General features: G+C 53.3%; 21 protein-coding genes. 1 reads left to right on the forward strand and 20 read right to left on the reverse strand.

The genetic code is table 11. The features are described 5' to 3' along the window. Nucleotides 1–141: 141 nt before the first annotated feature. The 8 genes from ON072_RS07670 to recA form a co-directional block, all read right to left on the reverse strand. Nucleotides 142–1,275, reverse strand: a complete 1,134-nt coding sequence (locus ON072_RS07670) for a sodium ion-translocating decarboxylase subunit beta (RefSeq protein WP_101059799.1) — start codon at nt 1,273–1,275, stop codon at nt 142–144. A 9-nt stretch (nt 1,276–1,284) separates the two neighbouring features. Then, nucleotides 1,285–3,084 (reverse strand): sodium-extruding oxaloacetate decarboxylase subunit alpha, encoded by a 1,800-nt coding sequence (oadA, locus tag ON072_RS07675; protein WP_261753003.1) that lies wholly within the window; start codon nt 3,082–3,084, stop codon nt 1,285–1,287. A 26-nt stretch (nt 3,085–3,110) separates the two neighbouring features. Continuing rightward, a complete protein-coding gene (locus ON072_RS07680) occupies nt 3,111–3,377 on the reverse strand; it encodes an OadG family transporter subunit (RefSeq protein ID WP_025010953.1) in 267 nt (88 codons plus the stop codon). A gap of 987 nt (nt 3,378–4,364) precedes the next feature. Further along, nucleotides 4,365–4,562, reverse strand: a complete 198-nt coding sequence (gene csrA / locus ON072_RS07685; protein ID WP_025011666.1) for a carbon storage regulator CsrA — start codon at nt 4,560–4,562, stop codon at nt 4,365–4,367. Between the two features lie 116 nt (nt 4,563–4,678). Then, a complete protein-coding gene (locus ON072_RS07690; RefSeq protein WP_044734850.1) occupies nt 4,679–5,917 on the reverse strand; it encodes an aspartate kinase in 1,239 nt (412 codons plus the stop codon). Between the two features lie 22 nt (nt 5,918–5,939). Continuing rightward, nucleotides 5,940–8,564, reverse strand: a complete 2,625-nt coding sequence (alaS, locus tag ON072_RS07695) for an alanine--tRNA ligase (protein WP_115390129.1) — start codon at nt 8,562–8,564, stop codon at nt 5,940–5,942. A gap of 463 nt (nt 8,565–9,027) precedes the next feature. Beyond that, nucleotides 9,028–9,459, reverse strand: coding sequence for a regulatory protein RecX (locus tag ON072_RS07700; RefSeq protein WP_371872948.1), 432 nt, complete (start codon nt 9,457–9,459; stop codon nt 9,028–9,030). A gap of 11 nt (nt 9,460–9,470) precedes the next feature. Continuing rightward, the gene (recA, locus tag ON072_RS07705; protein WP_025011663.1) at nt 9,471–10,535 is read right to left on the reverse strand and encodes a recombinase RecA; all 1,065 of its coding nucleotides are present in this window, start codon (nt 10,533–10,535) and stop codon (nt 9,471–9,473) included. 316 nt (nt 10,536–10,851) lie between these two features. On the opposite strand from recA, the gene mutS reads away from it, so the two are divergent. Then, the gene (mutS, locus tag ON072_RS07710) at nt 10,852–13,410 is read left to right on the forward strand and encodes a DNA mismatch repair protein MutS (protein ID WP_371874331.1); all 2,559 of its coding nucleotides are present in this window, start codon (nt 10,852–10,854) and stop codon (nt 13,408–13,410) included. 94 nt (nt 13,411–13,504) lie between these two features. On the opposite strand, the gene rpoS is transcribed toward mutS, so the two are convergent. The 12 genes from rpoS to relA all read right to left on the reverse strand — a co-directional run bounded on the left by rpoS (nt 13,505) and on the right by relA (nt 26,039). Continuing rightward, nucleotides 13,505–14,461, reverse strand: coding sequence for an RNA polymerase sigma factor RpoS (gene rpoS, locus ON072_RS07715; protein ID WP_025889143.1), 957 nt, complete (start codon nt 14,459–14,461; stop codon nt 13,505–13,507). 78 nt (nt 14,462–14,539) lie between these two features. Continuing rightward, complete coding sequence (locus ON072_RS07720) at nt 14,540–15,451, reverse strand: peptidoglycan DD-metalloendopeptidase family protein (RefSeq protein ID WP_062793901.1); 912 nt, start codon at nt 15,449–15,451, stop codon at nt 14,540–14,542. 54 nt (nt 15,452–15,505) lie between these two features. After that, on the reverse strand, nt 15,506–16,141 hold the full coding sequence (locus tag ON072_RS07725; protein WP_044734852.1) for a protein-L-isoaspartate(D-aspartate) O-methyltransferase: 636 nt from the start codon (nt 16,139–16,141) through the stop codon (nt 15,506–15,508). Further along, the gene (surE, locus tag ON072_RS07730) at nt 16,138–16,884 is read right to left on the reverse strand and encodes a 5'/3'-nucleotidase SurE (RefSeq protein ID WP_044734853.1); all 747 of its coding nucleotides are present in this window, start codon (nt 16,882–16,884) and stop codon (nt 16,138–16,140) included. The genes ON072_RS07725 and surE overlap by 4 nt, the downstream gene beginning before the upstream one ends. Further along, nucleotides 16,881–17,945, reverse strand: a complete 1,065-nt coding sequence (gene truD / locus ON072_RS07735) for a tRNA pseudouridine(13) synthase TruD (protein WP_208129241.1) — start codon at nt 17,943–17,945, stop codon at nt 16,881–16,883. The genes surE and truD overlap by 4 nt, the downstream gene beginning before the upstream one ends. A 34-nt stretch (nt 17,946–17,979) precedes the next feature. Then, nucleotides 17,980–18,459 (reverse strand): 2-C-methyl-D-erythritol 2,4-cyclodiphosphate synthase, encoded by a 480-nt coding sequence (ispF, locus tag ON072_RS07740; RefSeq protein ID WP_071239239.1) that lies wholly within the window; start codon nt 18,457–18,459, stop codon nt 17,980–17,982. A 15-nt stretch (nt 18,460–18,474) separates the two neighbouring features. Further along, nucleotides 18,475–19,227 carry a 2-C-methyl-D-erythritol 4-phosphate cytidylyltransferase gene (gene ispD / locus ON072_RS07745; RefSeq protein WP_071239240.1) on the reverse strand — a complete coding sequence of 251 codons (753 nt, stop codon included), beginning with the start codon at nt 19,225–19,227 and terminating at the stop codon, nt 18,475–18,477. A 28-nt stretch (nt 19,228–19,255) separates the two neighbouring features. Continuing rightward, nucleotides 19,256–19,558, reverse strand: a complete 303-nt coding sequence (ftsB, locus tag ON072_RS07750) for a cell division protein FtsB (protein ID WP_025011658.1) — start codon at nt 19,556–19,558, stop codon at nt 19,256–19,258. A 99-nt stretch (nt 19,559–19,657) separates the two neighbouring features. Next, complete coding sequence (gene eno, locus ON072_RS07755; RefSeq protein WP_025889133.1) at nt 19,658–20,953, reverse strand: phosphopyruvate hydratase; 1,296 nt, start codon at nt 20,951–20,953, stop codon at nt 19,658–19,660. A 148-nt stretch (nt 20,954–21,101) separates the two neighbouring features. Then, nucleotides 21,102–22,739 (reverse strand): CTP synthase, encoded by a 1,638-nt coding sequence (locus ON072_RS07760; RefSeq protein ID WP_028781516.1) that lies wholly within the window; start codon nt 22,737–22,739, stop codon nt 21,102–21,104. A 157-nt stretch (nt 22,740–22,896) separates the two neighbouring features. After that, complete coding sequence (gene mazG / locus ON072_RS07765) at nt 22,897–23,706, reverse strand: nucleoside triphosphate pyrophosphohydrolase (RefSeq protein ID WP_259663124.1); 810 nt, start codon at nt 23,704–23,706, stop codon at nt 22,897–22,899. Nucleotides 23,707–23,828: 122 nt separating this feature from the next. After that, nucleotides 23,829–26,039, reverse strand: coding sequence for a GTP diphosphokinase (relA, locus tag ON072_RS07770; protein WP_044734857.1), 2,211 nt, complete (start codon nt 26,037–26,039; stop codon nt 23,829–23,831). Between the last annotated feature and the right edge of the window lie 57 nt (nt 26,040–26,096).

A 26,096-nucleotide genomic window follows, 5' to 3' on the forward strand; every position in this document is an offset into this window, starting at 1 on the left:
TGAATCGACTCAGAGTGTACCAAAACCCGCTCATTGCGGATTGCCCTCCAGCGAGCCTTAAAACCGATAACCGGCGCGGCACACTGGCTACGCCGGTTATTTTTAACGTCATGGCACTCAGCTATTCAGCGCGCAAAGCGCTCAGTTCCCCAATACCGCCAGCAGAATACCGGCAGCGACCGCACTGCCCAGCACACCGGCCACATTGGGGCCCATGGCGTGCATCAACAGGAAGTTTTGCTGATTGGCCTCTAGCCCAACCCTATTCACCACCCTGGCGGCCATGGGAACGGCCGAGACCCCGGCGGCACCAATCAAGGGGTTGACCTTGCCACCACTGAGTTTACACATGAGCTTGGCCATCAAGACCCCGGCAGCGGTGCCAATGCTGAAAGCCACCGCCCCGAGCAGCAAGATCCCCAATGTCTCGACCCGAAGAAACTGCTCGGCCGAGAGCTTGGAACCAACCGCCAATCCGAGGAAGATAGTGACGATATTGATAAGTTCGTTCTGCGCCGTGTTGGAAAGTCTATCCACCACCCCGGATTCGCGCATCAGGTTTCCGAGACAGAACATGCCCACCAAGGGGGTCGCCGTCGGCAAAAACAATATGGTCATTCCCAGCACCATAAGGGGGAAGATGATCTTCTCCTTCTTGCTGACTTCCCGCAGCTGTTCCATCTTGATCTGCCGCTCGGCTTCCGTGGTCAAGGCCCGCATGATGGGAGGCTGAATGAGCGGCACCAAGGCCATGTAGGAGTACGCGGCCACCGCAATGGCTCCCAGCAAATCAGGCGCCAGTTTGGAGGCGAGGAAAATGGCCGTCGGACCATCGGCGCCGCCTATGATGGCGATGGCACCGGCATCTTGCATACTGAACTCAAACCCGGGTACCAGGTTCAAGGCTATCGCACCAATCAGGGTGGCAAAAATCCCGAACTGAGCAGCCGCGCCCAGCAATAGCGTCTTGGGGTTGGCTATCAGGGCACCGAAATCTGTCATGGCGCCGACCCCCATAAAGATCAGCAGCGGAAAAACCCCGGTATCTATCCCCACGTGATAAACATAGTAGAGCAGCCCATTTTCCTCGGTAAAACCTGCATTGGGGATATTGGCCAGAATGGCGCCGAAGCCGATGGGAAGCAGCAGCAAAGGCTCAAACTTGCGCACGATTGCCAGATACAACAACAAGGCACCGACCAACATCATCAAGGCCTGTGGCCAGGTAAAGTGCGCTATTCCCGTCTCAGACCAAAAAGCGAGTAAACCGTCCATCATCGCTCCTTAGGCCAGTGCCAGCAACTTGGTACCGACGCTGACGGCATCACCTTCCTTGACCAGGATGCGGCTGACTACACCATCGGCCTGAGCCCGGATCTCAGTTTCCATCTTCATCGCCTCGAGTATGATAACGACATCACCGGCGCGAACGCTGTCTCCGGCAGCCACCTGTACCTTGAAAATATTGCCGGAAAGCGGCGCGCTCATCTCCAGTTCCGGCCCAGAGGCAACAGCAGGAGCCTGCACAGGAGCAGCCTGCGGCTCTGCCACCGGCAAAGGCGCTACCTGACTGATATCACCGCCCTCACTGACCTGCACCACAAAGCGCTGGCCCTGCACGTCCACGGTATAAACCTCCGGCTGACGCCCACCGGTGGCAGCCTTGGTTTGAGTTGTTTGTGACAGAGGAGCTTCCAATTCTGGCTTGGGTTCAAATGCCGCTGGATTGCCACGGTTCTTAATAAACTGCAGGCCGATTTGCGGGAACAGCGCATAAGTCAGCACATCATCGTCGCGCTCTTCGCTGAGGCTCAAACCTTGTGCCAACGCTTTTTCGGCCAGTTCGGCCCGCAGATGTTCAAGCTCAGGCGCGAGCAGATCGGCCGGGCGACAACTCACAGGCTCGGCCCCCTGCAACACCCGCTGTTGCAATTCACTGTTCACCTTGGCCGGGGTGGCACCATATTCGCCCTTGAGTACACCTTCCGTCTCCTTGGTCAGCGACTTATAGCGCTCGCCCATCAGCACATTGATTACCGCCTGGGTACCGACAATCTGGGAGGTGGGGGTCACCAGAGGAATAAAACCCAGATCTTCCCGCACCCTTGGGATCTCCTCGAGCACCAGATCCAGCTTGTCCTCGGCGCCTTGCTCTCTGAGCTGGTTTTCCATATTGGTCAGCATGCCACCCGGCACTTGAGCCCGCAGAATGCGTGAATCTATGCCTTTTAGTGCCCCTTCGAAACGGGCATATTTTTTTCTGACCTCACGGAAATAGGCGGCTATCTCCTCCAGCAGTGCCAAGTCATAGCCTGTCGCCCTATCGGTATCTTCAACCATGGCAACCAAGGTTTCGGTGGCACTGTGACCATAGGTTTGGCTCATGGAAGAAATGGCAGTATCCAGAACATCAATGCCGGCCTCAATCGCCTTTTGATAGGTTGCGGTTGATAACCCTGTAGTGGCATGGCACTGCATGGTGATCAGTAGATCAGTTTCCGACTTCAAGCGGCTTATTAGCTCAAATGCCTCCATCGGCTTGAGCAAACCGGCCATGTCCTTGATACAGAGTGAATGGCAGCCCATATCTTCCAATTGCTTGGCCATGGTCAACCAGGTTTGCAATGTATGTACGGGGCTTGTGGTGTAAGAAATTGTGCCCTGGGCATGAGCGCCAACATCAATCACGGCTTTCAGCGCGGCTTGCAAGTTGCGCACATCATTCATGGCATCGAACACCCGGAATACATCGACCCCGCTGTCATGGGCGCGCTCTGCAAACCGGGTCACCAAGTCGTCACTGTAATGGCGATAACCCAGCAAGTTCTGGCCCCTCAATAACATCTGCTGCCGGGTGTTGGGCATGGCTTGTTTCAGCGCCCGGATCCGCTCCCATGGGTCTTCACCCAGATAACGGATACAGGCATCAAAGGTTGCACCGCCCCAGGACTCCAGGGACCAAAAGCCAACACTGTCCAACTTGGATGCAATCGGCAACATATCTTCGATACGCATTCTGGTTGCCAACAATGACTGGTGGGCATCCCGCAGGACAACGTCGGTTAATGCTAAAGCTTTACTCATCTTTTTTATCCATCAGATTGCGGCATTTAAGCCTGTTTGCGGTATTGGTGAATGGCACAGCTAATGGCTGCCAGCTGTTGCGGCGTTGGTGCGCCTGCCTGGGCGACGACTGCGGATTGTGCCTTGGCCCTTTCCTGAGTTTGGTTCTTATCCTCCAAGCTGGGTTTAGGTGCCAGATAATGGGCCGATATCCGGATCCCCAAGATCAGCAGCCCCAAGAACAGATAAACCAGCCCCATACCGAGCAGCATAATCCCCACAGCTTCCACGAGTTGCTCAGAAAGCGACATCATATCTTCCTCATTTTGTTAATGGCGCGGCAGGCCTTTCCATGTCTAAGTCTGGTCTGAGATGACAGAACATGGCACCCCAGCCGGACAATAATGGTAAATATGCGAAAAAGTGCGATTTTCAATCACTGCTTGTTTTAGCCTAACAGGCCAAGTTGCACCTAACCATGTGACTTAGGTCAAAAGCGATAACCAATCTATAACAAAAAACCTTCCTCAATGTAAATTGGTCATACCAAAACAAATCAATAAAACCTCATAGGGAATGATGATTCATAAATATTTATTTAATATTTTTGATGAAAAACTAAAACTCAAACCAAAATGAAGGGAAGATGATATCGCGAATGCCGGCAAGGGTGGCAAGTTTCAACATAGGGGACTTGTGAATACAAATGGTTTTAAAGCCTTTCCCGGATGTGTTCGCCATAAGCGATAAAATTGTCTTAAATTCGGGGGAAAGGTCATATGAAGAGCAAAGCATGGTACTTGATGATGAAAATAGGTTCTCTATCCAGAACTTGTTACATCCCGGACTTTCAGTGGGCCTGTGTCTCTGTATCAAGCTTACGGATAAGGCACTGTGGATAGCTAGGAAATTGCAGGCGAGTAAGAAACAGATAGCAAAACGCCCCGCTATTGCGGGGCGTCTTACTTCTTTGCTATTTGGCGCGCATGGAAGGAGTCGAACCTCCGACCGCCTGGTTCGTAGCCAGGTACTCTATCCAGCATAAAGCCCATACTCCCTTAGCAGGGGAGCGCCTTCGGCCACTCGGCCACCTCTCCGTTTTCTTGGCGCACATATTACTGTTTGAAGAAAATAAGTCAAACCCTTTTTCCGAAACCTTTTCCGTTTGTCCTGTTTTTAATCACCTGACCTAAATAACGCGCAAATCCTGTGCTATCAAGGGTTTTCCGGCTCCAGAAAATAAAAAAGCCAGTTTAAAAACTGACTCTTCTATTCCTGACGGAGGTTCACTTTATGTCGCCTCAGAAGTTACCACCTTCAGAAGGTGTTCCTGTTTTCTCAGACTGAATACGCTGATAAATCTCTTCACGGTGCACAGAAACTTCTTTGGGTGCATTCACACCTATACGTACCTGATTCCCCTTCACACCCAGCACTGTCACTGTGACCTCGTCACCAATCATCAGTGTTTCGCCAACACGACGAGTCAAAATCAGCATTCGATTGCTCCTCTAGTTTCCATATCTTCTACACACGGCGCTCATCCGTCGTAACCATTATTATAAGGTGAGCTTAGTACAAATTAATAGTATTCAATACTAAATCCGTTGTTTAATTACACCTTATTTAGTTCAAAAGCGTGATGTAACACCCGAACTGCCCTGTGTAAATCCGATTCATCTATTACCACTGACAGCTTTATCTCTGATGTTGCCATCAACTTAACATGAATTCCTTCATTCCCCAAGATATCAAACACCTTGGCGGTTGCCTCGGCCCTGCGATGCACGCCGGCACCTATTACAGACACCTTTGCCAGGGCTTTTTCAAACACCAATGGGCCAAACGATGTTCCAAGTTCCGGTTCATCGAGCGCCTTTAACGCCCAAGGGAGCCTGCTGGCATCCAAGGTAAAGCTGACGCTGTCATCTGTACCCGCCTTGGTCACCAGATCCACTTCCACACCATTTTCGGCCAGCAGTGAAAATACTGCCGCAAAGGGGTCCGGTGAATCGTCGGTGCGACTCAGACTCAGCATCGCCTGCCCTTTACTGCAAGCGATACCCGCTACTTGATTACTCTTGTCTTCACAGGCATCGAAACGTATCAGGGTGCCACTGCCAGGTTCAAAGCTGGAAAGCACCCGCAAGGGAACCCGAAAGCGCTCGGCATAAGAGACTGAATCCGGGTGCAACACCTTGGCTCCCAACCGAGCCATCTCCAGCATCTCTTCGAAACTGATGGCATCAAGCTTTTGTGCGCTCGGTTCAATATTGGGATCTGTGGTATAGACACCAGCCACATCGGTAAAAATTTGACATTCCTGCGCCTTGAGCGCGGCAGCCAATGCCACAGCAGTGGTATCCGAGCCTCCGCGCCCAAGAGTGGTCACTTCCCCGAATTGATCCCGACCCTGGAAGCCGGCCACTATCGGGATAATTCCCTGGGCCAGCAATTCCAGCAGATACTGAACGTCAACTCGTTCGATACTGGCACGGCCAAACTGGCTATTGGTGTGGATTTGCACCTGGGCGGCATTGAGCGACTTGGCCTTGACGCCACGTTTTGCCAACGCCATCGCCATCAGCGCAATACTCACCTGCTCGCCGGTGGAGACCAGCATGTCCATCTCCCGCGCCGATGCATCGGGGTCAATCTGCCCCGCCAGTGCAAACAAACGGTTGGTTTCACCGGCCATGGCGGAGAGCACCAACACCTGATGCTCGCCGCTCAATTGAGCTTTGGCAATCTGCTCGGCAATCACCTCGATACGCTCAATCGAGCCTACCGAGGTGCCGCCGAACTTTTTGACATACAGTCGCTCGTTACTGCCTGAACGTACTTCTTGTGTCACATAGACCTCGTTGGTGGCGAAATTATGCCAGACGTTCAGTCAGCCAAGGCGTTACCGATGCCAATGCCTGAGGCAAGTTGGCAACTTCACTACCACCAGCCTGAGCCATATCGGGACGGCCACCGCCCTTGCCACCAACCTGCGCAGCCACCATGGCCACCAATTCACCGGCCTTCACCTTAGCGGTCAAGTCTTTAGTCACCCCGGCGATAAGGTTTACTTTGTCGCCATGAGCCAGACCCAGCACCACTATGCCAGATTGCAGCTTCTGCTTGAGCTCGTCCTGCAGACCACGCAGAGAGCCAGGGTCAATGCCTTCGACCTGTTTCACCAACACCTTGACTCCGGCAATCTCTTGCGCATCGGAAATCATATCGGCACTGGCCGCGGCGGCCAGTTTGTCTTTGAGTTGAGCAATCTCTTTTTCCAGTTGGCGGCTACGCTCCAACTGCGCCTTAAGCTTGGCTACCACTGAGTGACTGTCTGCTTTCAGCAAGTTAGCAGCATCACTCAACTCTTGCTGTTGCTCGGCGACGAAGGCCATGGCAGCAGCACCTGTGACTGCTTCAATACGGCGAATACCGGCGGCGATACCGCCTTCGGAAGTGATCTTGAACAGACCTATGTCACCGGTGCGGCCCACATGGGTACCACCACAAAGCTCGATAGAAAAGTCTCCCATGGTCACAACCCGAACCTGGGCGTCGTATTTCTCACCGAACAAGGCCATGGCGCCCTTGGCTTTGGCCTGCTCTATGTCCATCTCAGCCGTTTTCAGCTCGTGGTTACGACGGATCTGGGTATTGACCATCTCCTCAACCGCCTTGAGCTCTTCAGGCTTAACCGCTTCAAAGTGAGAGAAGTCGAAACGCAGACGCTCGGGCTCCACCAATGAACCTTTCTGAGTCACATGCTCACCCAATACTTGACGCAGCGCGGCGTGCAGCAGGTGAGTCACTGAGTGATTCAGCTGAGTGCGATGGCGCAGTTTCTTATCGACTTGCGCAAGCAACTCCTGACCCAGAGTCAGTTTGCCTTGGCTCAGTTGGCCGATATGACCTGTGGCCTGGGCATACTTTTGGGTGTCGCTCACCTCAAACAGCAAACCTTCGGCTGTCAGTTGGCCCTTATCGCCTACCTGGCCGCCTGACTCGCCATAAAATGGAGTCTTGTCCAGCACAATAACCGCTTGCTGACCGGCATCCAGAGTGTCGACCGCCTGACCATCGACATAGATGCCGATAACCTTGCCATTGCCGCTGAGTTCACTGTAACCGCAGAACTCACTGTCGGCATCAATCTTCAGCCCGGCGTTGTAATCGGCACCAAACTGACCGGCGGCCTGAGCCCGGCTACGCTGCTCGGCCATCGCCGCATCAAAACCATCTTCATCGACCTTGATATTACGCTCGCGGCAAACATCGGCGGTCAAATCCATAGGGAAACCATAGGTATCGTAGAGCTTGAATACGGTTCCACCATCCAAGGTATCGCCTTTAAGCTCAGACAAAGCAGCATCCAAAATACCCAGACCACGCTCAAGTGTACGGGCAAACTGTTCTTCTTCGGCTTTCAGCGCCTTTTCCACTATGCTCTGAGTCGCCTTAAGGCCCTTGGCAGCATCGCCCATCACGTCAATAAGTGTAGGTACCAGCTTGTAGAAGAAGGTGTCTGTGGCGCCCAGTTTGTTACCGTGACGCACGGCGCGGCGGATAATACGCCGCAGTACATAACCCCGGCCTTCATTGGACGGCATCACACCATCGGCAATAAGGAAGGCGCAAGAGCGAATGTGGTCGGCGATAACCCGCAGGGATTTGTTTTCCAGATCTGTCACGCCGATGATCTCGGCCGTTTTGGCAATCAGAGTGCGGAACACGTCAATTTCATAGTTGGAATGCACGCCTTGCATAATGGCGGCAATACGCTCTATACCCATACCTGTATCAACCGAAGGCTTGGGCAGAGGCTCCATCACACCATCGGCCTGACGGTTGTACTGCATGAAGACTATGTTCCAGATCTCAATGAATCTGTCACCATCCTCTTCCGGTGTACCTGGACGGCCACCAGGAATGTGAGCACCGTGATCATAGAATATTTCGGTACAAGGTCCACAAGGACCTGTATCGCCCATCTGCCAGAAGTTATCTGAAGCATAAGGTGCGCCCTTGTTGTCGCCGATACGGATAATGTCCTCGGCGGGAACCCCTATCTGCTTGTTCCAGATATCAAAGGCTTCATCATCAGATTGATAAACGGTAACGCACAGACGTTCCTTGGGCAGCTTGAGCTCTTCAGTCAAGAAGGTCCAGGCAAAGCGAATGGCATCTTCTTTGAAGTAATCACCGAAGCTAAAGTTACCCAGCATCTCAAAGAAGGTGTGGTGACGGGCCGTATAACCCACGTTATCCAGGTCGTTATGTTTACCACCGGCGCGAACACAACGCTGCGAAGTGGTAGCGCGGCTATAGCTGCGCTTGTCCATACCGAGGAATACGTCTTTAAACTGGTTCATCCCGGCGTTGGTGAACAACAAAGTGGGGTCATTGCCTGGCACCAGTGAACTGCTGTCGACTACCTGATGGCCATTCTTGCGGAAAAACTCCAGGAAAGCACTTCTGAGTGCTGCTGTGGTTTGGTACATAAATCGTCCTGAGTTGCTTAAGCCTGAATAATGTATAAAAAGTGGTCTAAAGGCGTGCGTCGCCCGGCCACTCAAGCGCTCTTTTGCCAAGCATTATAAGCATGCAGCGCCAGAATACCAATTAGATTGCGCAGGGTATGACGCCTGATACAGCCAAGGTACAGAGAGCGTTAGCGGCATAAGCCGAAACCCAATAACCTGAGTCAGCAAATACCATTTGCCACAGGCGCAGAATCACTCAGGGGATGGAGCCCTGAAGGCTACGGCAAGTTTTAACGGGACAGATAAAGTCAGCTAAAAGCGCCAGAACGGAGTGTTAACAGCTGAGTGTTACTTTGGCGTGCAAACAACGACTGCAACTCAAGGAAAGTAAATGCTGGGGTTTTGTAAAACAAGGTCAGTTTGGGATGCTTTAGCAGCGGTAAGCTTAGTTGTGAAGGGGCAATTGTGATAGAGGGAAAAGTCAGTCGTAAGGGTCATATTCAAGGGCATATGCCACTTGATCATAACTAAAGCCCTGCCCCATCAAGTGACGAATTCGACGAGCTTTTTCTTTCATATCATCTGCGGGACTATCACCGAATTTCTTCAGCGCGCGCGTACGGGCCAAGGCAAACCAGTCACAATCACTGGCATCCAAAACCTGCTCAATACATTGTTTATTTAAGCCCTTTTGCATCAGTGCCTGACGCACTTTCCCCGGGCCGTGGGCCTTGGCAATATGGCTGCGCAGCAAGGCTGCAGCGAAACGCTGATCATCGATAAAACCTTTGGCTTCCAGAGCATCCAAAGTCTGTTCAACTTCCGGCGACTCAAAGCCCTTGTCCAGCAAGCGGCTCTTGAGTTGCTCGCGGCCATAGTCGCGGCGCGCCAATAGCGCGACCGCAACATCCATTACCGACTGGCTCAGAAGACTTCTCCGGTTTCCAGATCGACATTGCCTTCACCTGTCTCGGCGCTGGCAGGAGCCGCTTCAGCTTTGCTGAGCAGTTTAGCGCGCAGTGCCGCTTCGATTTCGGCTGCCACTTCGGGATTTTCCTTGAGGAACTTACCGGCATTGGCGCGGCCTTGACCTATCTTGTCACCTTTGTAGCTGTACCAGGCGCCGGATTTTTCCACCAGCTTGTGGGCTACGCCCAGGTCAACCAACTCACCGGTACGGTTGATCCCCTGACCATAGAGAATTTGGAAATCGGCTTGTTTGAAGGGGGCGGCAATCTTGTTCTTAACCACTTTAACCCGAGTTTCGTTACCAACAACCTCGTCACCCTCTTTGATAGCGCCGGTACGGCGAATATCGAGACGAACGGAAGCGTAGAACTTAAGGGCGTTACCACCAGTGGTGGTTTCAGGGTTACCGAACATGACCCCTATCTTCATCCGGATCTGGTTGATGAAGATAAGCAGAGTGTTGGACTGCTTGAGGTTACCGGCCAGCTTGCGCATTGCCTGGCTCATCATACGGGCCGCCAGACCCATGTGGGAATCACCGATTTCACCTTCGATTTCAGCCTTGGGCGTCAGCGCCGCCACTGAGTCAACAATGATGACATCGACGGCGCCACTGCGAGTCAGCGCATCACAGATCTCCAGCGCCTGTTCACCTGTATCTGGCTGAGAACACAGGAGGTTATCGATATCCACGCCCAGCTTCTTGGCGTAGATAGGATCCAGTGCGTGTTCGGCATCGATAAAAGCACACACTTTGCCTTCACGCTGCGCCGCAGCAATCACTTCCAGTGTCAGGGTTGTTTTACCAGAAGATTCAGGACCATAGATCTCAACGATACGGCCCATTGGCAGACCGCCGGCCCCCAGAGCCACGTCCAGAGAAAGCGAACCGGTAGAGATGGTTTCGACATCCATGGTTCTGTCTTCACCCAGTTTCATGATAGAACCTTTACCGAACTGCTTCTCTATCTGTCCCAGAACTGCGTTCAGCGCCTTCTCTTTGTTTGGATCTATTTTCATTCCTGTTCCCTCTTGATTGCGGCGCAATGCGCCGCCTGAAATCTATGTTGCCGCTCCTTTTAAGAGCTTTGGCGTCAATACCAATCTGCCACCTAGTATACTGTACAATCATACAGTATCAAGTGCTGGTGATAATTTATTTAAAGGCCGCTTGCGGATCAATCACTTGTGACCGAAAGCATAAAATTTACCCGCCCACGACTGGTTCAGTGATGAATAACTGATACTATTGGCGCCATTGTCGAAAGGGCAACCGCTCTTGGAAAAACAGTCAAGGAAACATCTGAAAGCTCCCATGAATGCAGTGATCACGCCTATGGATAACCCTGATTTGGAAAAACACACCCCGATGATGCGACAGTATCTGTCGATGAAGGCGCAGCATGCCGAAATGCTGCTGTTTTATCGCATGGGGGACTTTTACGAACTGTTTTACGATGATGCCAAAAAAGCCTCCGAGCTCTTGGGTATTTCACTGACGGCCAGGGGCAAGAGTGGCGGCGATCCTATTCCTATGGCGGGTATTCCCTATCATGCGGTGGAAGGTTATCTCGCCAAGCTGGTGCAGCTCGGTGAGTCGGTTGCCATCTGTGAGCAGATTGGTGACCCGGCCACGTCCAAAGGGCCGGTCGAGCGCAAAGTGGTGCGCATAGTGACTCCCGGAACCCTCACCGATGAAGCGCTGCTGCAAGAACGTCAGGATAACTTGCTGGCCGCCGTCTACGAAGGCAAGAACGGTTTTGGCTACGCCACCTTGGATGTGGCCTCCGGCCGTTTTGTGATTGCCGAGCTGGCCACCCTTGAATCATTGGAGGCAGAGCTGCAACGCACCAAACCGGCCGAGCTGCTCTACAGCGAAGACTTTTCCCAACAAAGCCTGATCGCCGGCATCAAGGGCAAACGCCGTCGTCCCGAGTGGGAGTTTGACTTGGATACCAGCATGCGATTGTTGCTGGATCAGTTTGGCACCAAAGATCTGCGTGGTTTTGGCATAACAGACGCCAGGCTGTCACTGCAGGCCGCCGGCTGCCTGATGCAGTATGTCAAAGATACCCAGCGCACCGCCCTGCCCCATATCAATGCCATTACCCGCTTTAACCAGAGCGACAGCATAGTGTTGGATGCCGCCACCCGTCGGAATCTGGAACTGACGGTGAACCTTGCCGGTGGCCGGGACAATACTTTGGCTTCGGTGCTGGATGCAACCGCTACCCCCATGGGCAGTAGGATGTTACAGCGCTGGATCCATCAGCCACTCAGAGATCATCAACAGATAGGCCTGCGACAAACTGCGGTGGCGGAGTTGATTGCCAGCGGCCTGTTCGAACCGTTGCATGATGACCTCAAGGCGCTCGGTGATGTGGAGCGGATCATGGCGCGCCTGGCTCTGAGAAGCGCCCGCCCGAGAGACTTTGCCCGTCTGCGGCAAGCGCTGGCGCTGTTGCCGCAACTGCAGCAACTATTGGCAAATACGCAAAGCCCCGAGCTTGGCCGTTTGAAACGCCAGCTCAGTGAATTCCCTGAAGAACTCGCGCTGCTGGAGCGGGCCATTGTCGACAACCCACCGGTACTCATTCGTGATGGCGGCGTGATCCGCGATGGTTATCATGCCGAACTGGATGAATGGCGCCGCCTCAGTGAAGGCGCCAGTGACTATCTGCAACAGTTGGAAGTCAGGGAAAAAGAGCAAACGGGAATAGCCACCCTGAAAGTCGGTTTCAACCGGGTACACGGCTACTATATCGAAGTTTCCCGCGGCCAGTCGGCGCTGGTGCCTCTGAGCTACCAAAGACGCCAGACATTGAAAAACACCGAGCGCTATATCATCCCCGAGCTGAAAGAGTATGAAGAGAAAGTGCTCTCCAGTCAGGGCAAGGCGCTGGCACTGGAAAAACAGCTTTGGGACGAGCTGTTCGATCTCCTGCTACCCAAGCTCAGCGAGTTGCAGGCCTTTGCCATGGCGGCGGCCGAGTTGGATGTACTGAGCAACTTTGCCGAGCGGGCCGACAGCCTCAACTACAACCAGCCGGAATTGAGCGATAAGCCGGGCATACATATTGAAGCCGGGCGTCACCCAGTAGTTGAGCGGGTCAGCCAGGCTCCCTTTATCGCCAACCCGGTAACTCTTAGCCCTGAGCGTAAAATGTTGGTGGTCACAGGCCCCAATATGGGCGGTAAGTCCACTTACATGCGTCAGGTGGCACTGATCACCCTGATGGCGCATATCGGCAGCTTTGTGCCGGCAGATAAGGCGATTCTAGGGCCTGTTGACAGGATCTTCACCCGTATCGGCGCCTCGGACGATCTGGCCTCGGGCCGCTCCACCTTTATGGTGGAAATGACAGAAACGGCCAATATTCTCCACAATGCGACCGCAGAGAGTCTGGTGCTGATGGATGAGATTGGCCGCGGCACCTCCACCTATGACGGCTTGTCACTTGCCTGGTCGGCGGCAGAGTATCTGGCTCAGCGACTCGGCGCCATGACACTGTTTGCCACCCATTACTTCGAGCTGACTCAGTTGGCAGAATTGATGCCCCAAGTTGCCAATGTACATCTGGATGCCATGGAGCATGGCGACAGCATAGTCTTTATGCACGCAGTGCAGGAGGGGGCCGCCAGCAAGAGCTATGGTTTGCAGGTTGCTTCACTGGCCGGTGTTCCGGCCTCAGTGATCAAGGCCGCAAAATTGAAACTGCAACAACTTGAAAGTCGCGATCACGGTCAAGACTCCAATGTCCCGGCGCAGGCCACACTGCAACTGGAAACGCCGCCATCTGAGCTTGAACTTCTGCTTGGCAGGCTGAACCCGGATGAACTCAGCCCAAGAGAGGCGCTGGACCTAATCTATAAACTCAAGGCGTTGGCAAACTAAGTCCGCTACTCCAGCTATCGCTGTGGCTTGTAAATACAAGAAAGAAGGGGCGCAATGCGTCCCTTCTTTTTATTACAAAGGATGGTAAGTTGCTTTAGGCCTTGAACAGGGCCTCTACCGACAACCCCTGAGAGGAGAGTATGTCGCGCAGGCGTTTCAATGCCTCCACCTGAATTTGCCGCACTCTTTCACGGGTCAGGCCAATTTCCGAGCCCACATCTTCCAGAGTAGAAGGTTCATATCCCAGTAGGCCAAAGCGTCTGGCAAGCACTTCTCTTTGCTTGGTATTGAGCTCATTGAGCCACTTAACTACTGAATTGGAAATGTCTTCTTCCTGCACCTGGGCATCCGGCGTCATCTCATCATCATCCGCCAACACATCGAGTAGAGCCTTGTCGTTGTCACCGCCTATCGGGGTGTCGACCGAGGTGATCCTCTCATTCAGCTTCAGCATCTTGCTGACATCACTGCTCGGCAGTTCCAGCTTTTCGGCTATCTCTTCGGCTGTGGGTTCGTGATCCAGCTTATGAGCCAACTCCCGGGCTGTACGCAGATACACATTGAGCTCTTTCACCACATGAATAGGCAGACGTATGGTGCGGGTCTGATTCATTATGGCTCGCTCTATGGTCTGGCGGATCCACCAGGTGGCATAAGTGGAGAAACGGAATCCGCGCTCGGGGTCAAACTTCTCTACGGCACGGATCAGACCAAGATTGCCTTCTTCAATCAGATCCAAGAGTGCCAAGCCACGGTTGTTGTAACGGCGGGCTATTTTGACCACGAGGCGTAAATTACTTTCGATCATGCGGTTGCGTGATTTTTCACAACCTTTGAGGGCCTTGCGCGAGAAAAAGACTTCTTCTTCTGCACTCAGCAAGGGGGAAAATCCGATTTCACTCAGATAAAGTTGGGTCGCGTCTAAGTTCTTTTGCAGGTCATCCTGAACCATTTCGGCCAGAGCTTCTTCCTTCTTCGACGCCACTTCCGTGTCGTTTACGGATAAATCTACAAGCTCTTCCACGGGTGCGCTAGCATTTTTGCGGCTCATAATATTCTCTCCCAAACCTTAACAAACTAATTTACATCGCTTTTTATCCTCCATATGCCAACTTTGGCTCCCAAACAATCAGCGTTTGGGTAAATAATTAAGTGGATTAACAGACTGACCATGGTAGCGGATCTCAAAGTGCAGCATGACCTGGTTGGTGCCTGTGCTTCCCATCTTCGCAACAGTTTGCCCGGCGGACACATGCTGCTTTTCCTTGACCAAGATCTTATCGGCGTGGGCGTAAGCACTGAGATAGTCATCACTATGCTTGATAATGACGAGGTTTCCATAACCCCGCAAAGCATTACCCGCATAGACTACCCGACCATCGGCAGTGGCTTTAATAATATCGCCTCGGTTGCCGGCTATCTTGATTCCTTTGTTTCCCTGCTCTTTGGCAGAGAAGGCGCCAATCACCCGACCATTGACTGGCCATATCCAGCGACTGACTTTGTCCGGCAGAGTCGAACTCGGCTTGTGGACAACATGGTTAACATTCTGTTTACCATTGGATACAGGGTAAGCAGACTTTGGTTTGGGATCAAGTGTTTTTTTCGGCTTATTTTGCTTGGCTTGAGCGACGGCTTGCTTCTGCTTAACAGTCTGTTTTTTATAGATCTTATCTTTTGGTTTTTGAGGTTTGGATTTGGAGTTTTTACTCGAACTCGGCTGCGAATTCGATTTAACATTTTTTTTACTATCGAGAATGAGCACTTGGCCAGGGTAGATGGTATAAGACTTATCTAGCTGATTTAACTTGGCTATTTGTGCATAGTCTTTACCGGCCCCCCAAGCGATGGAGTAGAGGGTATCGCCCTTTTTCACCTTATAGGTATCAGAGCGAATAGAGCCTCTTTCGATCGCCGGCCGTTTTACGCCATAAATGGATTCGACCGGAGCCGGCCTGTGAGCCTGAAAACTGCATCCAGAAACCAGAGTGACCAATAGCACTGAGCCAAGGCGACAAAGAAATGACGCCTTTTTATGCAGAAACTGGCTAGAATGCAATGGGCTCAAGAATACTCCTGCATGCTTTAATGACTATCAGGCCAAACCGCCACTGATTAAGGGAACAAATTTTACCGCTTCGACCACTTGGGAAATAAACTGTCCCCTCTCCCGGCGGATCTTCAGCAACTGTTGGCTCTCATCACCAACGGGAATCACCAGTACGCCCCCCTCTGCCAACTGTTCCAGCAAGGCTGTGGGAATGTCAGAGGCCGCCGCTGTCACCATGATGGCATCGAAGGGCGCCCTGTTGGGCCAACCTTGCCAGCCATCACCGTATTTGAAGGCCACATTATGCAGATCCAAGCGTTTGAGGCGTTGGCGAGCCTGAATTTGCAGGCTTTTGATCCGCTCAACCGTGCAAAGCTCTGGCACCAACTGCGCCAGCACCGCCGCCTGATATCCTGATCCGGTACCTATTTCAAGCACCTTGGCAGGATTATGCTCCAACAATAACTCCGTCATTCTCGCCACAATGTAAGGCTGGGATATGGTTTGGCCCGAGCCTATGGGTAGAGCGGTGTTTTCATAAGCCTTGTGCGCCAAGGCACCATCAAGAAACAACTCTCTGGGGGTTTTGGCCACCACCTGCAACAGACCCGGGTGACGGATCCCTGCTTCCTGCAGTTTTCTGGTTAAGTTCAGTGCCGATGTGGAGGCTACCCGGGTCATAGTTTTTCTATCCAGTGTTGCAATTGTGAAAGCTGCCGATAGGCGGTTAAATCTACAGTTAATGGGGTGATGGATACATATCCCTGAGACACGGCATAAAAGTCTGTGTCTTCACCCACATCCAGTTCAATCCCGGGTGGCCCCAACCAAAACACCTCGCGGCCGTGAGGATCTCTGGCTCTGACCATACCCTCAGCCTTATGGCGGGCGCCGAGCCGAGTAACCCGTATCCCCTTGATTTCATCGAGAGGCAGATCCGGCACATTGATATTGAGGATCTGATCCGAGGCAATAGGATGCTTCTTAAGCCCCATGATGATCTTCACCGCATAGGCCGCCGCACTGTCATAATGCGTAAGCTCACGGCCCACCAAGGATACGGCCACTGCCGGCAACCCCAGAAAACGCCCTTCCATCGCCGCCGCCACTGTGCCTGAGTAGAGGGTATCGTCTCCCATATTGGCACCGGCATTGATCCCCGAGACCACCATGTCGGGTTCGCCTTCATAGAGTTCACGAATCGCCAGATGAACGCAATCGGTTGGCGTGCCGTTTACCGAGATGTAGCCATTGTCTAACTTATTAATCCTTAAGGGATTCGTCAAGGTTAAAGAGTTACTGGCACCGGAGCAGTTGCGATCCGGCGCCACAGTGAGCACTTCGGCAACGGCTGACAAGGCTTCCGATAGGGCGCGGATCCCAGGAGCCGTTACCCCATCATCGTTGCTGACCAAGATTTTCATGCAGGGTTTCCTTCCTGAGCCGCCTGGCGCTCACGCCACAGACGTTCGGTCACATCATCATAGTCGAGCAGTTCCCGCAGCACTGAGGTTGCAAAGCTGCCGGCGGGAAGGCTGAACTCCAGCTCCAGTGTGTCCGGCTCGATAAACTGGTACTTCATCCCTTCGGGACGCAACAACAGTGGTCGCCTTTCCTGCTCGAGCCCGGCTTTTTCCAGGCCTTCACAATCAGCGCTGTATTCGGCCAGAACCTGAGCCTCAAAGGCCAAGGCATCGGCACTGCTGAGTGGCTGCCCCCTACCCCACATGGGCGCCGACAGCAAAATATCTTTCTCTGCCAGCCTTTGTTGCAACACCCCATCCCAGCGCTCGGCAACAAAGAAGCTGCGGCTGCCGGCCAGCATGACACAATCACCGTCCAGACACTCAAGCCCATGGGTCGCCAGGCGCTGAGATACCAGTTGATTAAACAATAATGAGCGCAGCGCCGACAGGTAGATGGAGCGCTTGTTTCTGTCTTTCACCTTGCGCCCCTGCAGCATCTGCCGCGCCATTTCTATGTTGCGGCCGTTGTGGCCAAAGCGCTGTTCACCGAAATAGTTGGGTACGCCCCCCTCGGCAATCGACTCCAGCCGCTGCAATACATCTTCCGGCTGAGTTATCTGGCGCAGAACCAGCTTGAAACGGTTACCGGAAAGCGCACCAATGCGCAGCTTCTTGTTATGACGCGCCGCACTCAATACCGTGATGGACTCACTGTTGAGACTCAGCCAATCCGGTGTTTCTTTCCCCGGAATTCGTACGCCGAACCACTGCTCTGTGATGGCATTCTTATCCTTCTGGCCGGCAAAGGTCACCTCTTTGGGATGCACCTTGGCCAATTTGGCCAGCATCTCGGCCACCTGAACCGTATTCAGGCCATCTTTACGAATATGCAGCAGATGGTGCTCACCCTCGCCCGAGGGCAGAAAAGGCAGTATTTCCTGCACCTGAAAATCGCTGTTGCTGGTGCGCATATCGCCTTTGGAGAGAGGCTTGCCATAGAGAAAGTGTAATGAATTCATCTTATTTGAATCTTTTCCTGTAAATGAGTCGGTATTACATACCGAACATCAGCACCACGGCTTCTACCGCAATGCCTTCACTGCGGCCGGTAAAGCCGAGTTTTTCTGTCGTGGTCGCCTTGACGTTGATGGAATCGAGATCTGTGTGCAGATCTTCGGCCAACATCTGTCGAATGGCTTCAATATGCGGCGCCATCTTGGGCGCCTGGGCAATAATGGTCACATCCAGGTTGCCGAGACGAAAGCCTTTGTCCAGTGCCAGGCGGTAACAATGACGCAGCAGCACCCGGCTGTCGGCTCCCTTGAATTCGGCATCTGTATCGGGAAAGTGTTTACCTATGTCACCAAGTGCCATGGCGCCGAGTATCGCATCTGAAATCGCGTGCAATACCACATCACCATCCGAGTGCGCCAACAGGCCTGTGTGGTACGGCACTTTCACCCCACCGAGGACCAAGGGCGGCTCACCACCGAATTTATGTACATCAAAACCGTGTCCAATACGTATATTCATTGCTTGTTCCTGTATTCAGTTGCCCCGCTGATGCGCCAGATAAAGCGCTGCCAGCGGCAAGTCGTCCGGATGGGTTACCTTGATATTGTCACTGCGGCCGCTGATAAGTGCCGGGTGTACTCCGCGCCACTCCATCGCCGAGGCTTCATCTGTCACCAGCACACCGGCGGCCAGCGCCGCTTTCAGCGCATCGGTCAAAGTGAGCAGTGGAAACAGCTGCGGCGTTAGCGCATGCCAGAGTGCTTCTCTGGCAACCGTTTCACTGATGCAGCCATCAACGCCGCTGCGTTTCATGGTGTCGCGCACTGGCGCAGCCAGTATCGCCCCCTGAGGATGTTGTTTCCGTGAAGCAAGCAGCTTATCAATATCGCCATGGGTCAGGCAGGGTCTGGCGGCATCGTGTACCAGGGCCCAGGTATTGGCGGGCAATGGCTTGTCGGCTACCAGGCTCTCAAGCGCCGCCAGCACAGAATCGGCCCGCTCTTTGCCGCCGGTGACTGTCTCTAACTTGGGATGACTGGCCACCGCCAGTTTGCCAAAGAAGCTATCTTCCGGGTTCAGCGCCACTATCACCCTTGAGATGCCGTTGTGACTCAGCAACCCCTTGAGGGTTTGCTCCAAAATGCAGGAGCCGGCAAGTGGCAGATACTGCTTGGGACAGTCGGCGCCCATGCGACTGCCTATTCCCGCTGCCGGTACTATGGCAATCACTGGTTCATCACTGGGGACCCCGGCCGCTATGGTTCGGGAGGAAATAGATTCGCTCATGGATATCCGTTATGTTGAAATTGGGCCGCTACTGACTGGCCAAAGACATGGAACGCTGCTCACCACCAACAACCCGATAAAAGGTTTCACCCTTCTTGATTAACCCCAGCTCATTGCGGGCACGCTCTTCCAGGGCTTCGGTACCGCTGCGCAGATCGCGGATCTCCTCTTTCAGTACCTGGTTACGTTCTTCGAGCCTGGCATTGCTGTCATTTTGAGCCGCTATCTGCTGCTCAAGATGGAAGTACTCCGGCAGACTGTTTTCTCCCAGCCAAAGACGATATTGCAGTAGCCCCAGCAACAAGGCGATGACAAAAAGCAGTCGTTTCATGGTGATAAATTCAGCTCATGCCCTAAAAAATACGATTAGTGTTGATAGTACAACAAAAAAGGCCACCAAGTGGCGGCCTTTTGTAGCTGGGGGCGAAAATTACGCCTGACCTTTGATCTCACTCAGACCGTGGTAGGCTGCCTTGGCGCCCAGTTGCTCTTCAATACGCAGCAGCTGGTTGTACTTGGCAACACGGTCAGAACGGCACAGAGAGCCGGTCTTGATCTGGCCGGCTGCGGTACCTACTGCCAAGTCGGCAATGGTCGCATCTTCAGTTTCACCTGAGCGGTGAGAGATAACGGCTGTGTAACCGGCTTCCTTGGCCATGCGGATAGCGGCCAGAGTCTCGGTCAGAGAACCTATCTGGTTGAACTTGATCAGAATCGAGTTGGCAACGCCCTGCTCGATACCGCGAGACAGGATCTTGGTGTTGGTCACGAACAGGTCATCACCCACCAGCTGGATCTTGTCACCAAGGATCTTGGTCTGGTAAGCCCAGCCATCCCAATCAGACTCATCCAGGCCATCTTCGATAGAAACGATAGGATACTGCTCGGTCAGCGACTTGAGGAAGTCAGAGAAACCATTGGAATCGAATACCTTGCCTTCACCGGCCAGGTCATACTTACCGTCTTTGTAGAACTCGGAAGCCGCACAATCCAGAGCCAGAGTCACATCTGTACCCAGTTTGTAGCCAGCAGCTTCAACGGCTTCTTTGATAACAGCCAGGGCATCGGCGTTGGATGACAGGTTAGGCGCAAAACCGCCTTCGTCACCCACGGCAGTGTTCAGGCCCTTGGACTTGAGCACCTTCTTCAGGTTGTGGAAGATTTCAGCGCCCATACGCAGGGCTTCACGGAAACTCTTGGCACCGACTGGCTGTACCATGAATTCCTGAATGTCGACGTTGTTGTCGGCATGCTCACCACCGTTCAAGATGTTCATCATAGGAACCGGCATGCTGTACTGGCCAGGAGTCCCGTTCAGTTCAGCGATGTGAGCGTAAAGTGGCATACCTTTGAAGGCAGCAGCGGCCTTGGCAGCAGCCAAAGACACAGCCAGAATGGCATTGGCGCCCAGCTTGTCTTTGTTTTCGGTGCCGTCCAGCGCGATCATGATGCCATCCAGCTCAGCTTGAGCCGTGGCATCTTTACCCAGCAGGGCTTCACGGATAGGACCGTTGACATTGTCAACAGCCTTGAGCACGCCTTTACCCAGATAGCGGGCCTTGTCGCCATCGCGCAGTTCCAGCGCTTCACGGCTACCGGTAGAAGCGCCTGATGGAGCTGCTGCCATGCCGATGAAACCACCTTCCAGATGCACTTCAGCTTCTACAGTGGGGTTACCGCGAGAATCCATGATTTCGCGTCCAATGACGTTAATGATCTTAGCCATAATGTCCTCGATTAAAGTTAAAGAAAAAACCCATACCCATCTGAGCGTTCAGCGTCTCTCATATGGGTATTGGACTTTCACTTCACACTTCCCGGCGCGGCCGGGGATGAAAAAGCCGGAGCTGCCATAGCAGTCCGGCTCTTATAGTTTAACCCAGATTACGCTTTTGGTAAGTACTGGCGGCGGCGACAAAACCTTCAAACAGCGGGTGCCCGTCGCGAGGTGTGGAGGTGAATTCCGGATGGAACTGACCGGCAACAAACCAAGGGTGACCAGGTATCTCGATCATCTCTACCAGCTTGCGATCCGAAGACAAGCCACTGAATACCAAGCCGGCTTTTTCCAGACGCTCACGGAAGGCGTTGTTCACTTCGTAACGATGGCGGTGACGCTCGATACAGGTGTTGCTCTTATAAGCCGCAGCGGCCTTGGTGCCTTCAATCAGATGGCACAGCTGAGCGCCAAGACGCATGGTACCGCCAAGATCTGAGGCCTCGTCACGCTGCTCCAGATTGCCTTCTTCATCGATCCATTCGGTGATCAGGCCCACAACAGGGAACGGGGTTTCCTTGTTGAATTCGGTAGAGTGGGCACCTTCCATGCCGGCGACATGACGGGCGAATTCAATCAGGGCAACCTGCATACCCAGACAGATACCAAAGTATGGCAGTTCGTTTTCACGGGCGTATTGAGCGGCAAGGATCTTACCTTCAACACCACGCTCACCAAAGCCGCCGGGAACCAGAATGCCATCCAGACCTTCCAGCACTTCAACGCCTTTGACTTCAACAGTCTGGGAGTCGATATATTTGATGTTCACCGAAACCCGGTTTTTGAGGCCGGCATGCTTCAACGCTTCGTTGACTGACTTGTAGGCATCCGGCAGTTCGATGTACTTGCCGACCATACCTATGGTCACTTCATTGTTTGGATTGGCTTCCTGATAAACCACGTTTTCCCATTCGGACAGGTCGGCTTCAGGGCAGCTCAGGCCAAAGCGCTTGACTACCAGCTCATCCAGCCCTTGTGAGCGCAGCAGCGCCGGGATCTTGTAGATGGAATCCACGTCTTTGAGGGAGATAACCGCCCGCTCTTCAACATTACAGAACAGGGAGATTTTGGCTCGCTCTGTGGCTGGAATAGCACGGTCGCCACGGCAAACCAGAATATCCGGCGCAATACCGATAGAACGCAGCTCTTTAACTGAATGCTGAGTCGGCTTGGTTTTCACTTCCTGAGCCGGGCCGATAAAAGGCACCAGAGTCAGATGCATAAACAAACTGCGATCGCGGCCCAGTTCAACACCCAACTGACGGATAGACTCGAGGAAAGGCAGAGATTCGATATCACCCACAGTACCACCGATTTCAACGATGGCGACATCATGGCCTTCACCGCCTTCGAGGACTTTTTCCTTGATGGCGTTGGTGATGTGCGGAATAACCTGAATAGTTGCACCCAGGTAGTCACCACGACGCTCCTTGCGCAGCACTTCCTCGTAGATACGACCTGTAGTGAAGTTGTTGCGGCGGTTCATCTTGGTACGGATGAAACGCTCATAGTGGCCCAAGTCCAGATCTGTCTCTGCGCCGTCCTCAGTGACAAATACTTCCCCGTGTTGGGTTGGGCTCATGGTTCCCGGATCAACGTTGATGTAAGGATCCAGCTTCATGATGGTTACATTCAGGCCTCTGGCCTCTAAAATTGCCGCGAGCGATGCTGCTGCAATGCCTTTACCTAGTGATGAAACAACGCCACCAGTAACGAAGATATACCTTGTAGTCATGCTGAACCTGAGAAAAAAGAATGATAAATAGGTGCTCGAATGAAAGCACCAGGACGGGGCGACAGTATATCAAAGCCCCTGCCATTTACCAAACAGGAATGACGATAATTTTTACGCTCTGATCTCATTCGCGCATTTTTAATCCAGGCTTCGCCTTCTACTGGATTTCACCGCGCTCTTCACGCTTGACCTGATCCCAATAAGCATCCAGTGCCTGCAGATCATGTTCTTCAAACGGCTTGCCGCTGGCATTGGCTTTTTGCTCAACAGCACGAAAACGCCGCTCAAACTTGTTGTTGGCCCCTCTGAGAGCCTGCTCGGGATCCACCCCCAAGTGGCGCGCCAGATTCACCGCAGCAAACAGCAAGTCGCCCACTTCATCCTCAACCCTGGCCTTATCCGGCGTGGCTTGACGTGCTTCGTGCAACACTTCTTCAATCTCTTCCTGTACCTTGCCGACCACAGGCTCAAGCTCGGGCCAATCAAAGCCTACCCGGGCGACCCGCTTTTGGATCTTACCCGCCCGCGCCAACGCCGGCAGCGCCTTGGGAATATCGTCCAGCACTGAGTGCAGCTCGCGCCCTGCGCGCTCGGCCGCCTTGATACGCTCCCAGTTGTTCTTGGCATCCGGCGCCGAGTCAAAACTCAAGTCGGTATCGGCGGCAAACACATGGGGATGACGATTGATAAGCTTATTACATATCCGCTCAAGCACAGTGGCGAAATCAAACCAGCCCTTTTCCTTGCCAAGCTGACAATAGAACACCACCTGAAACAGCAGATCGCCAAGCTCAGAAGGTAACTCCTGCCAGTCGCGGCTCTCTATGGCGTCGGCCACTTCATAGGCTTCTTCCAGGGTGTAGGGCACTATGGAGTCAAAGTCCTGCGCCCTGTCCCATGGGCAACCCAGCTCAGGGTCCCTGAGCTTTGCCATAATCTCAAGCAATGCATTGATATCTGCCGCCACCGCCGTTACTCCTTTGTTGCTAATACGCTTACCAATCCAACGACTCTTTGATAAGTCTTAAAAAACAGCAGGACGCAACCTATGCGTCCTGTTTTTCGTGTCACTCGAATACCAATCCGGCATCAGAGCCTGCGGGCTTCTATTACCCCGTCTATCTGGGTCAGCTTGGAAATAACCCGGGATAAACCGTCGAGGTTATAAAGCTCCATCTCAAGTTCAATGGCCGCAGTCTGGTTCTTGAGATCCGATGAGGAACTCATCGCCAGCACATTGGACTTTTCCGCCGCCAGCACAGAGGTGAGATCCCGCAGCAGACCGGTTCTGTCATTGGCCACCACTCGAATACGGATTTTGTAGCCGCCGGAGTAGTTTTCGCCCCAGACCACATCCACTACCCGCTCGGGATGGGCGCGCATCAGTTCCTTGACCTGCTCACAATCGGCTCTGTGCACCGAAATACCGCGTCCCTTGGTAATAAAACCGAAAATTTCATCACCGGGCACCGGCTGACAGCAGCGCGCCAGATGGCTCATCAGATTACCGACACCATTGACCTCAATCTGGCCGCGATTGGCGCCTATGGGTTTCTGCTGACCTTTCTTGACCAGCTCTTCCACCGCTTCTTCGTCAGAAGGCTCCTGAGTTCTGAGTCGGCTCTGTACATGATTAACCACTTGGTTGAGGCGCACATCGCCGCCACCTATGGCCGCCAACAGGTCATCCATGTTGGTCATGTTGAAGCGCTCAATTGCGCTGCCGACATCCTTGAGTGTCAGCCCCACCCGCGCCAGTTCGGCTTCCAGCATCTCGCGTCCGGCCACCAGGTTCTTGTCCCTGTCCTGCTGCTTGAACCAGTGTTGGATCTTGCTGCGGGCTCTGGAGGTCTTGATATAACCCAGGTTGGGGTTAAGCCAATCCCGCTTCGGATTGGGATGCTTGGAGGTGATGATCTCGATGCGCTCACCGGTTTCCACCTGGTAGGTGAACGGCACTATGCGGCCATCGACCTTGGCGCCAATACACTTGTGACCCACCTGAGAGTGGATATAGTAGGCAAAGTCCAGCACGGTCGAGCCGGCTGGCAAGTCCACCACTTCACCGGACGGGGTAAACACATAAACTCTGTCTTCGAAGACCTGGGCCCGGATCTCCTCCACCAGGTTGCCGCTCTCGACCACATCTTCCTGCCACTGCAAAATCTTGCGCAGCCAGTTGATCTTCTCTTCGTAGCCACTCTGTTTGCCGGAGTGATTGCCCTCTTTATATTTCCAGTGAGCCGCCACCCCGAGCTCGGCATCTTCATGCATCTGCTGGGTACGAATTTGGATTTCGACTGTTTTGCCCTCCGGCCCCACCACCACAGTGTGAATCGACTGGTAGCCGTTGGGTTTGGGGTTGGCAATATAGTCGTCAAACTCTCTGGGAATATGGTGCCAAAGGGTATGCACTACACCGAGCGCGCCGTAGCAGTCCTGCAGCCGGTCGGTGACGATTCGCACCGCACGTACGTCAAACAGCTCGTCAAATTTAAGCTGCTTGCCGCGCATCTTGCGCCAGATGGAATAGATATGTTTGGGGCGGCCATAGACCTTGGCACGAATGCCTTCTTCATCCAGCCGCGTTTGCAACTGATTGACAAAGTTGTCGATAAAGACTTCACGGTCCAGGCGCTTGCCGTCCAGCTGCTTGGCAATCTCTTTATAGGTCTCGGGATGCAGATAACGAAACGAGATATCCTCCAGCTCCCACTTGAGCTGACCTATGCCCAAACGGTTGGCCAGCGGCGCGTAGATGTCGGCAATTTCCCGGGCCAACAATACCCGGGTTTCTTCATCGTCGTTTTTCACGGCCCGCAGCAGGCATACCCGCTCGGCCAGTTTGATCACCACGGCGCGTACATCTTCCACCATGGCCAGCAACATCTTGCGGATATTGTCGATTTGCGGTTCGCTGCTGCGGCTGTCATTGCCCACCTTGAGCGCACCTATGGCATCCATGGTCTTGACGCTGTTGACCAAGGTAGCCAACTCGGGGCCAAAGTCTTCGGTGAGCTTGGCTTCATCGACTATGCCCACCTCGAAAAACACAAATAAGATGGCGGCCTGCAGGGTTTCGATATCCATGTTGAGCGGCGCGAGGATCTCTATCATCTCCCGCGCCTTGGCCTGCAGCTCGGCTTTGGGACGCTTGCACTTACCCATAGGCAGCGCTTCCACCTTGGCTATCAGCTCCAACAAACGCCCGGCATCGGCGGAGTCGGCCACATAACGATTAACCCACTCATCCAGATTGAAATCAGGATCCTTAAAGTGTGCTTCGCGAACAGATACCATCTCACCTTCCTTTAGTGTCCGATTAACAGACTCAACAAGACTCCCTATCTTGAGCAT

The organism is Shewanella sp. K8 (genome assembly GCF_028823715.1).
Taxonomy (GTDB): Bacteria; Pseudomonadota; Gammaproteobacteria; order Enterobacterales; family Shewanellaceae; genus Shewanella; species Shewanella algae.

What these genes read in the sequence shown, in the direction of transcription:
- ON072_RS07670 (WP_101059799.1), bottom strand. Translation starts at nt 1,275, where the DNA reads ATGGACGGTTTACTCGCTTTTTGGTCTGAGACGGGAATAGCGCACTTT.
- oadA (WP_261753003.1), bottom strand. Translation starts at nt 3,084, where the DNA reads ATGAGTAAAGCTTTAGCATTAACCGACGTTGTCCTGCGGGATGCCCAC.
- ON072_RS07680 (WP_025010953.1), bottom strand. Translation starts at nt 3,377, where the DNA reads ATGATGTCGCTTTCTGAGCAACTCGTGGAAGCTGTGGGGATTATGCTG.
- csrA (WP_025011666.1), bottom strand. Translation starts at nt 4,562, where the DNA reads ATGCTGATTTTGACTCGTCGTGTTGGCGAAACACTGATGATTGGTGAC.
- alaS (WP_115390129.1), bottom strand. Translation starts at nt 8,564, where the DNA reads ATGTACCAAACCACAGCAGCACTCAGAAGTGCTTTCCTGGAGTTTTTC.
- ON072_RS07700 (WP_371872948.1), bottom strand. Translation starts at nt 9,459, where the DNA reads ATGGATGTTGCGGTCGCGCTATTGGCGCGCCGCGACTATGGCCGCGAG.
- recA (WP_025011663.1), bottom strand. Translation starts at nt 10,535, where the DNA reads ATGAAAATAGATCCAAACAAAGAGAAGGCGCTGAACGCAGTTCTGGGA.
- mutS (WP_371874331.1), top strand. Translation starts at nt 10,852, where the DNA reads ATGGATAACCCTGATTTGGAAAAACACACCCCGATGATGCGACAGTAT.
- rpoS (WP_025889143.1), bottom strand. Translation starts at nt 14,461, where the DNA reads ATGAGCCGCAAAAATGCTAGCGCACCCGTGGAAGAGCTTGTAGATTTA.
- ON072_RS07725 (WP_044734852.1), bottom strand. Translation starts at nt 16,141, where the DNA reads ATGACCCGGGTAGCCTCCACATCGGCACTGAACTTAACCAGAAAACTG.
- surE (WP_044734853.1), bottom strand. Translation starts at nt 16,884, where the DNA reads ATGAAAATCTTGGTCAGCAACGATGATGGGGTAACGGCTCCTGGGATC.
- truD (WP_208129241.1), bottom strand. Translation starts at nt 17,945, where the DNA reads ATGAATTCATTACACTTTCTCTATGGCAAGCCTCTCTCCAAAGGCGAT.
- ispF (WP_071239239.1), bottom strand. Translation starts at nt 18,459, where the DNA reads ATGAATATACGTATTGGACACGGTTTTGATGTACATAAATTCGGTGGT.
- ispD (WP_071239240.1), bottom strand. Translation starts at nt 19,227, where the DNA reads ATGAGCGAATCTATTTCCTCCCGAACCATAGCGGCCGGGGTCCCCAGT.
- ftsB (WP_025011658.1), bottom strand. Translation starts at nt 19,558, where the DNA reads ATGAAACGACTGCTTTTTGTCATCGCCTTGTTGCTGGGGCTACTGCAA.
- eno (WP_025889133.1), bottom strand. Translation starts at nt 20,953, where the DNA reads ATGGCTAAGATCATTAACGTCATTGGACGCGAAATCATGGATTCTCGC.
- ON072_RS07760 (WP_028781516.1), bottom strand. Translation starts at nt 22,739, where the DNA reads ATGACTACAAGGTATATCTTCGTTACTGGTGGCGTTGTTTCATCACTA.
- relA (WP_044734857.1), bottom strand. Translation starts at nt 26,039, where the DNA reads ATGGTATCTGTTCGCGAAGCACACTTTAAGGATCCTGATTTCAATCTG.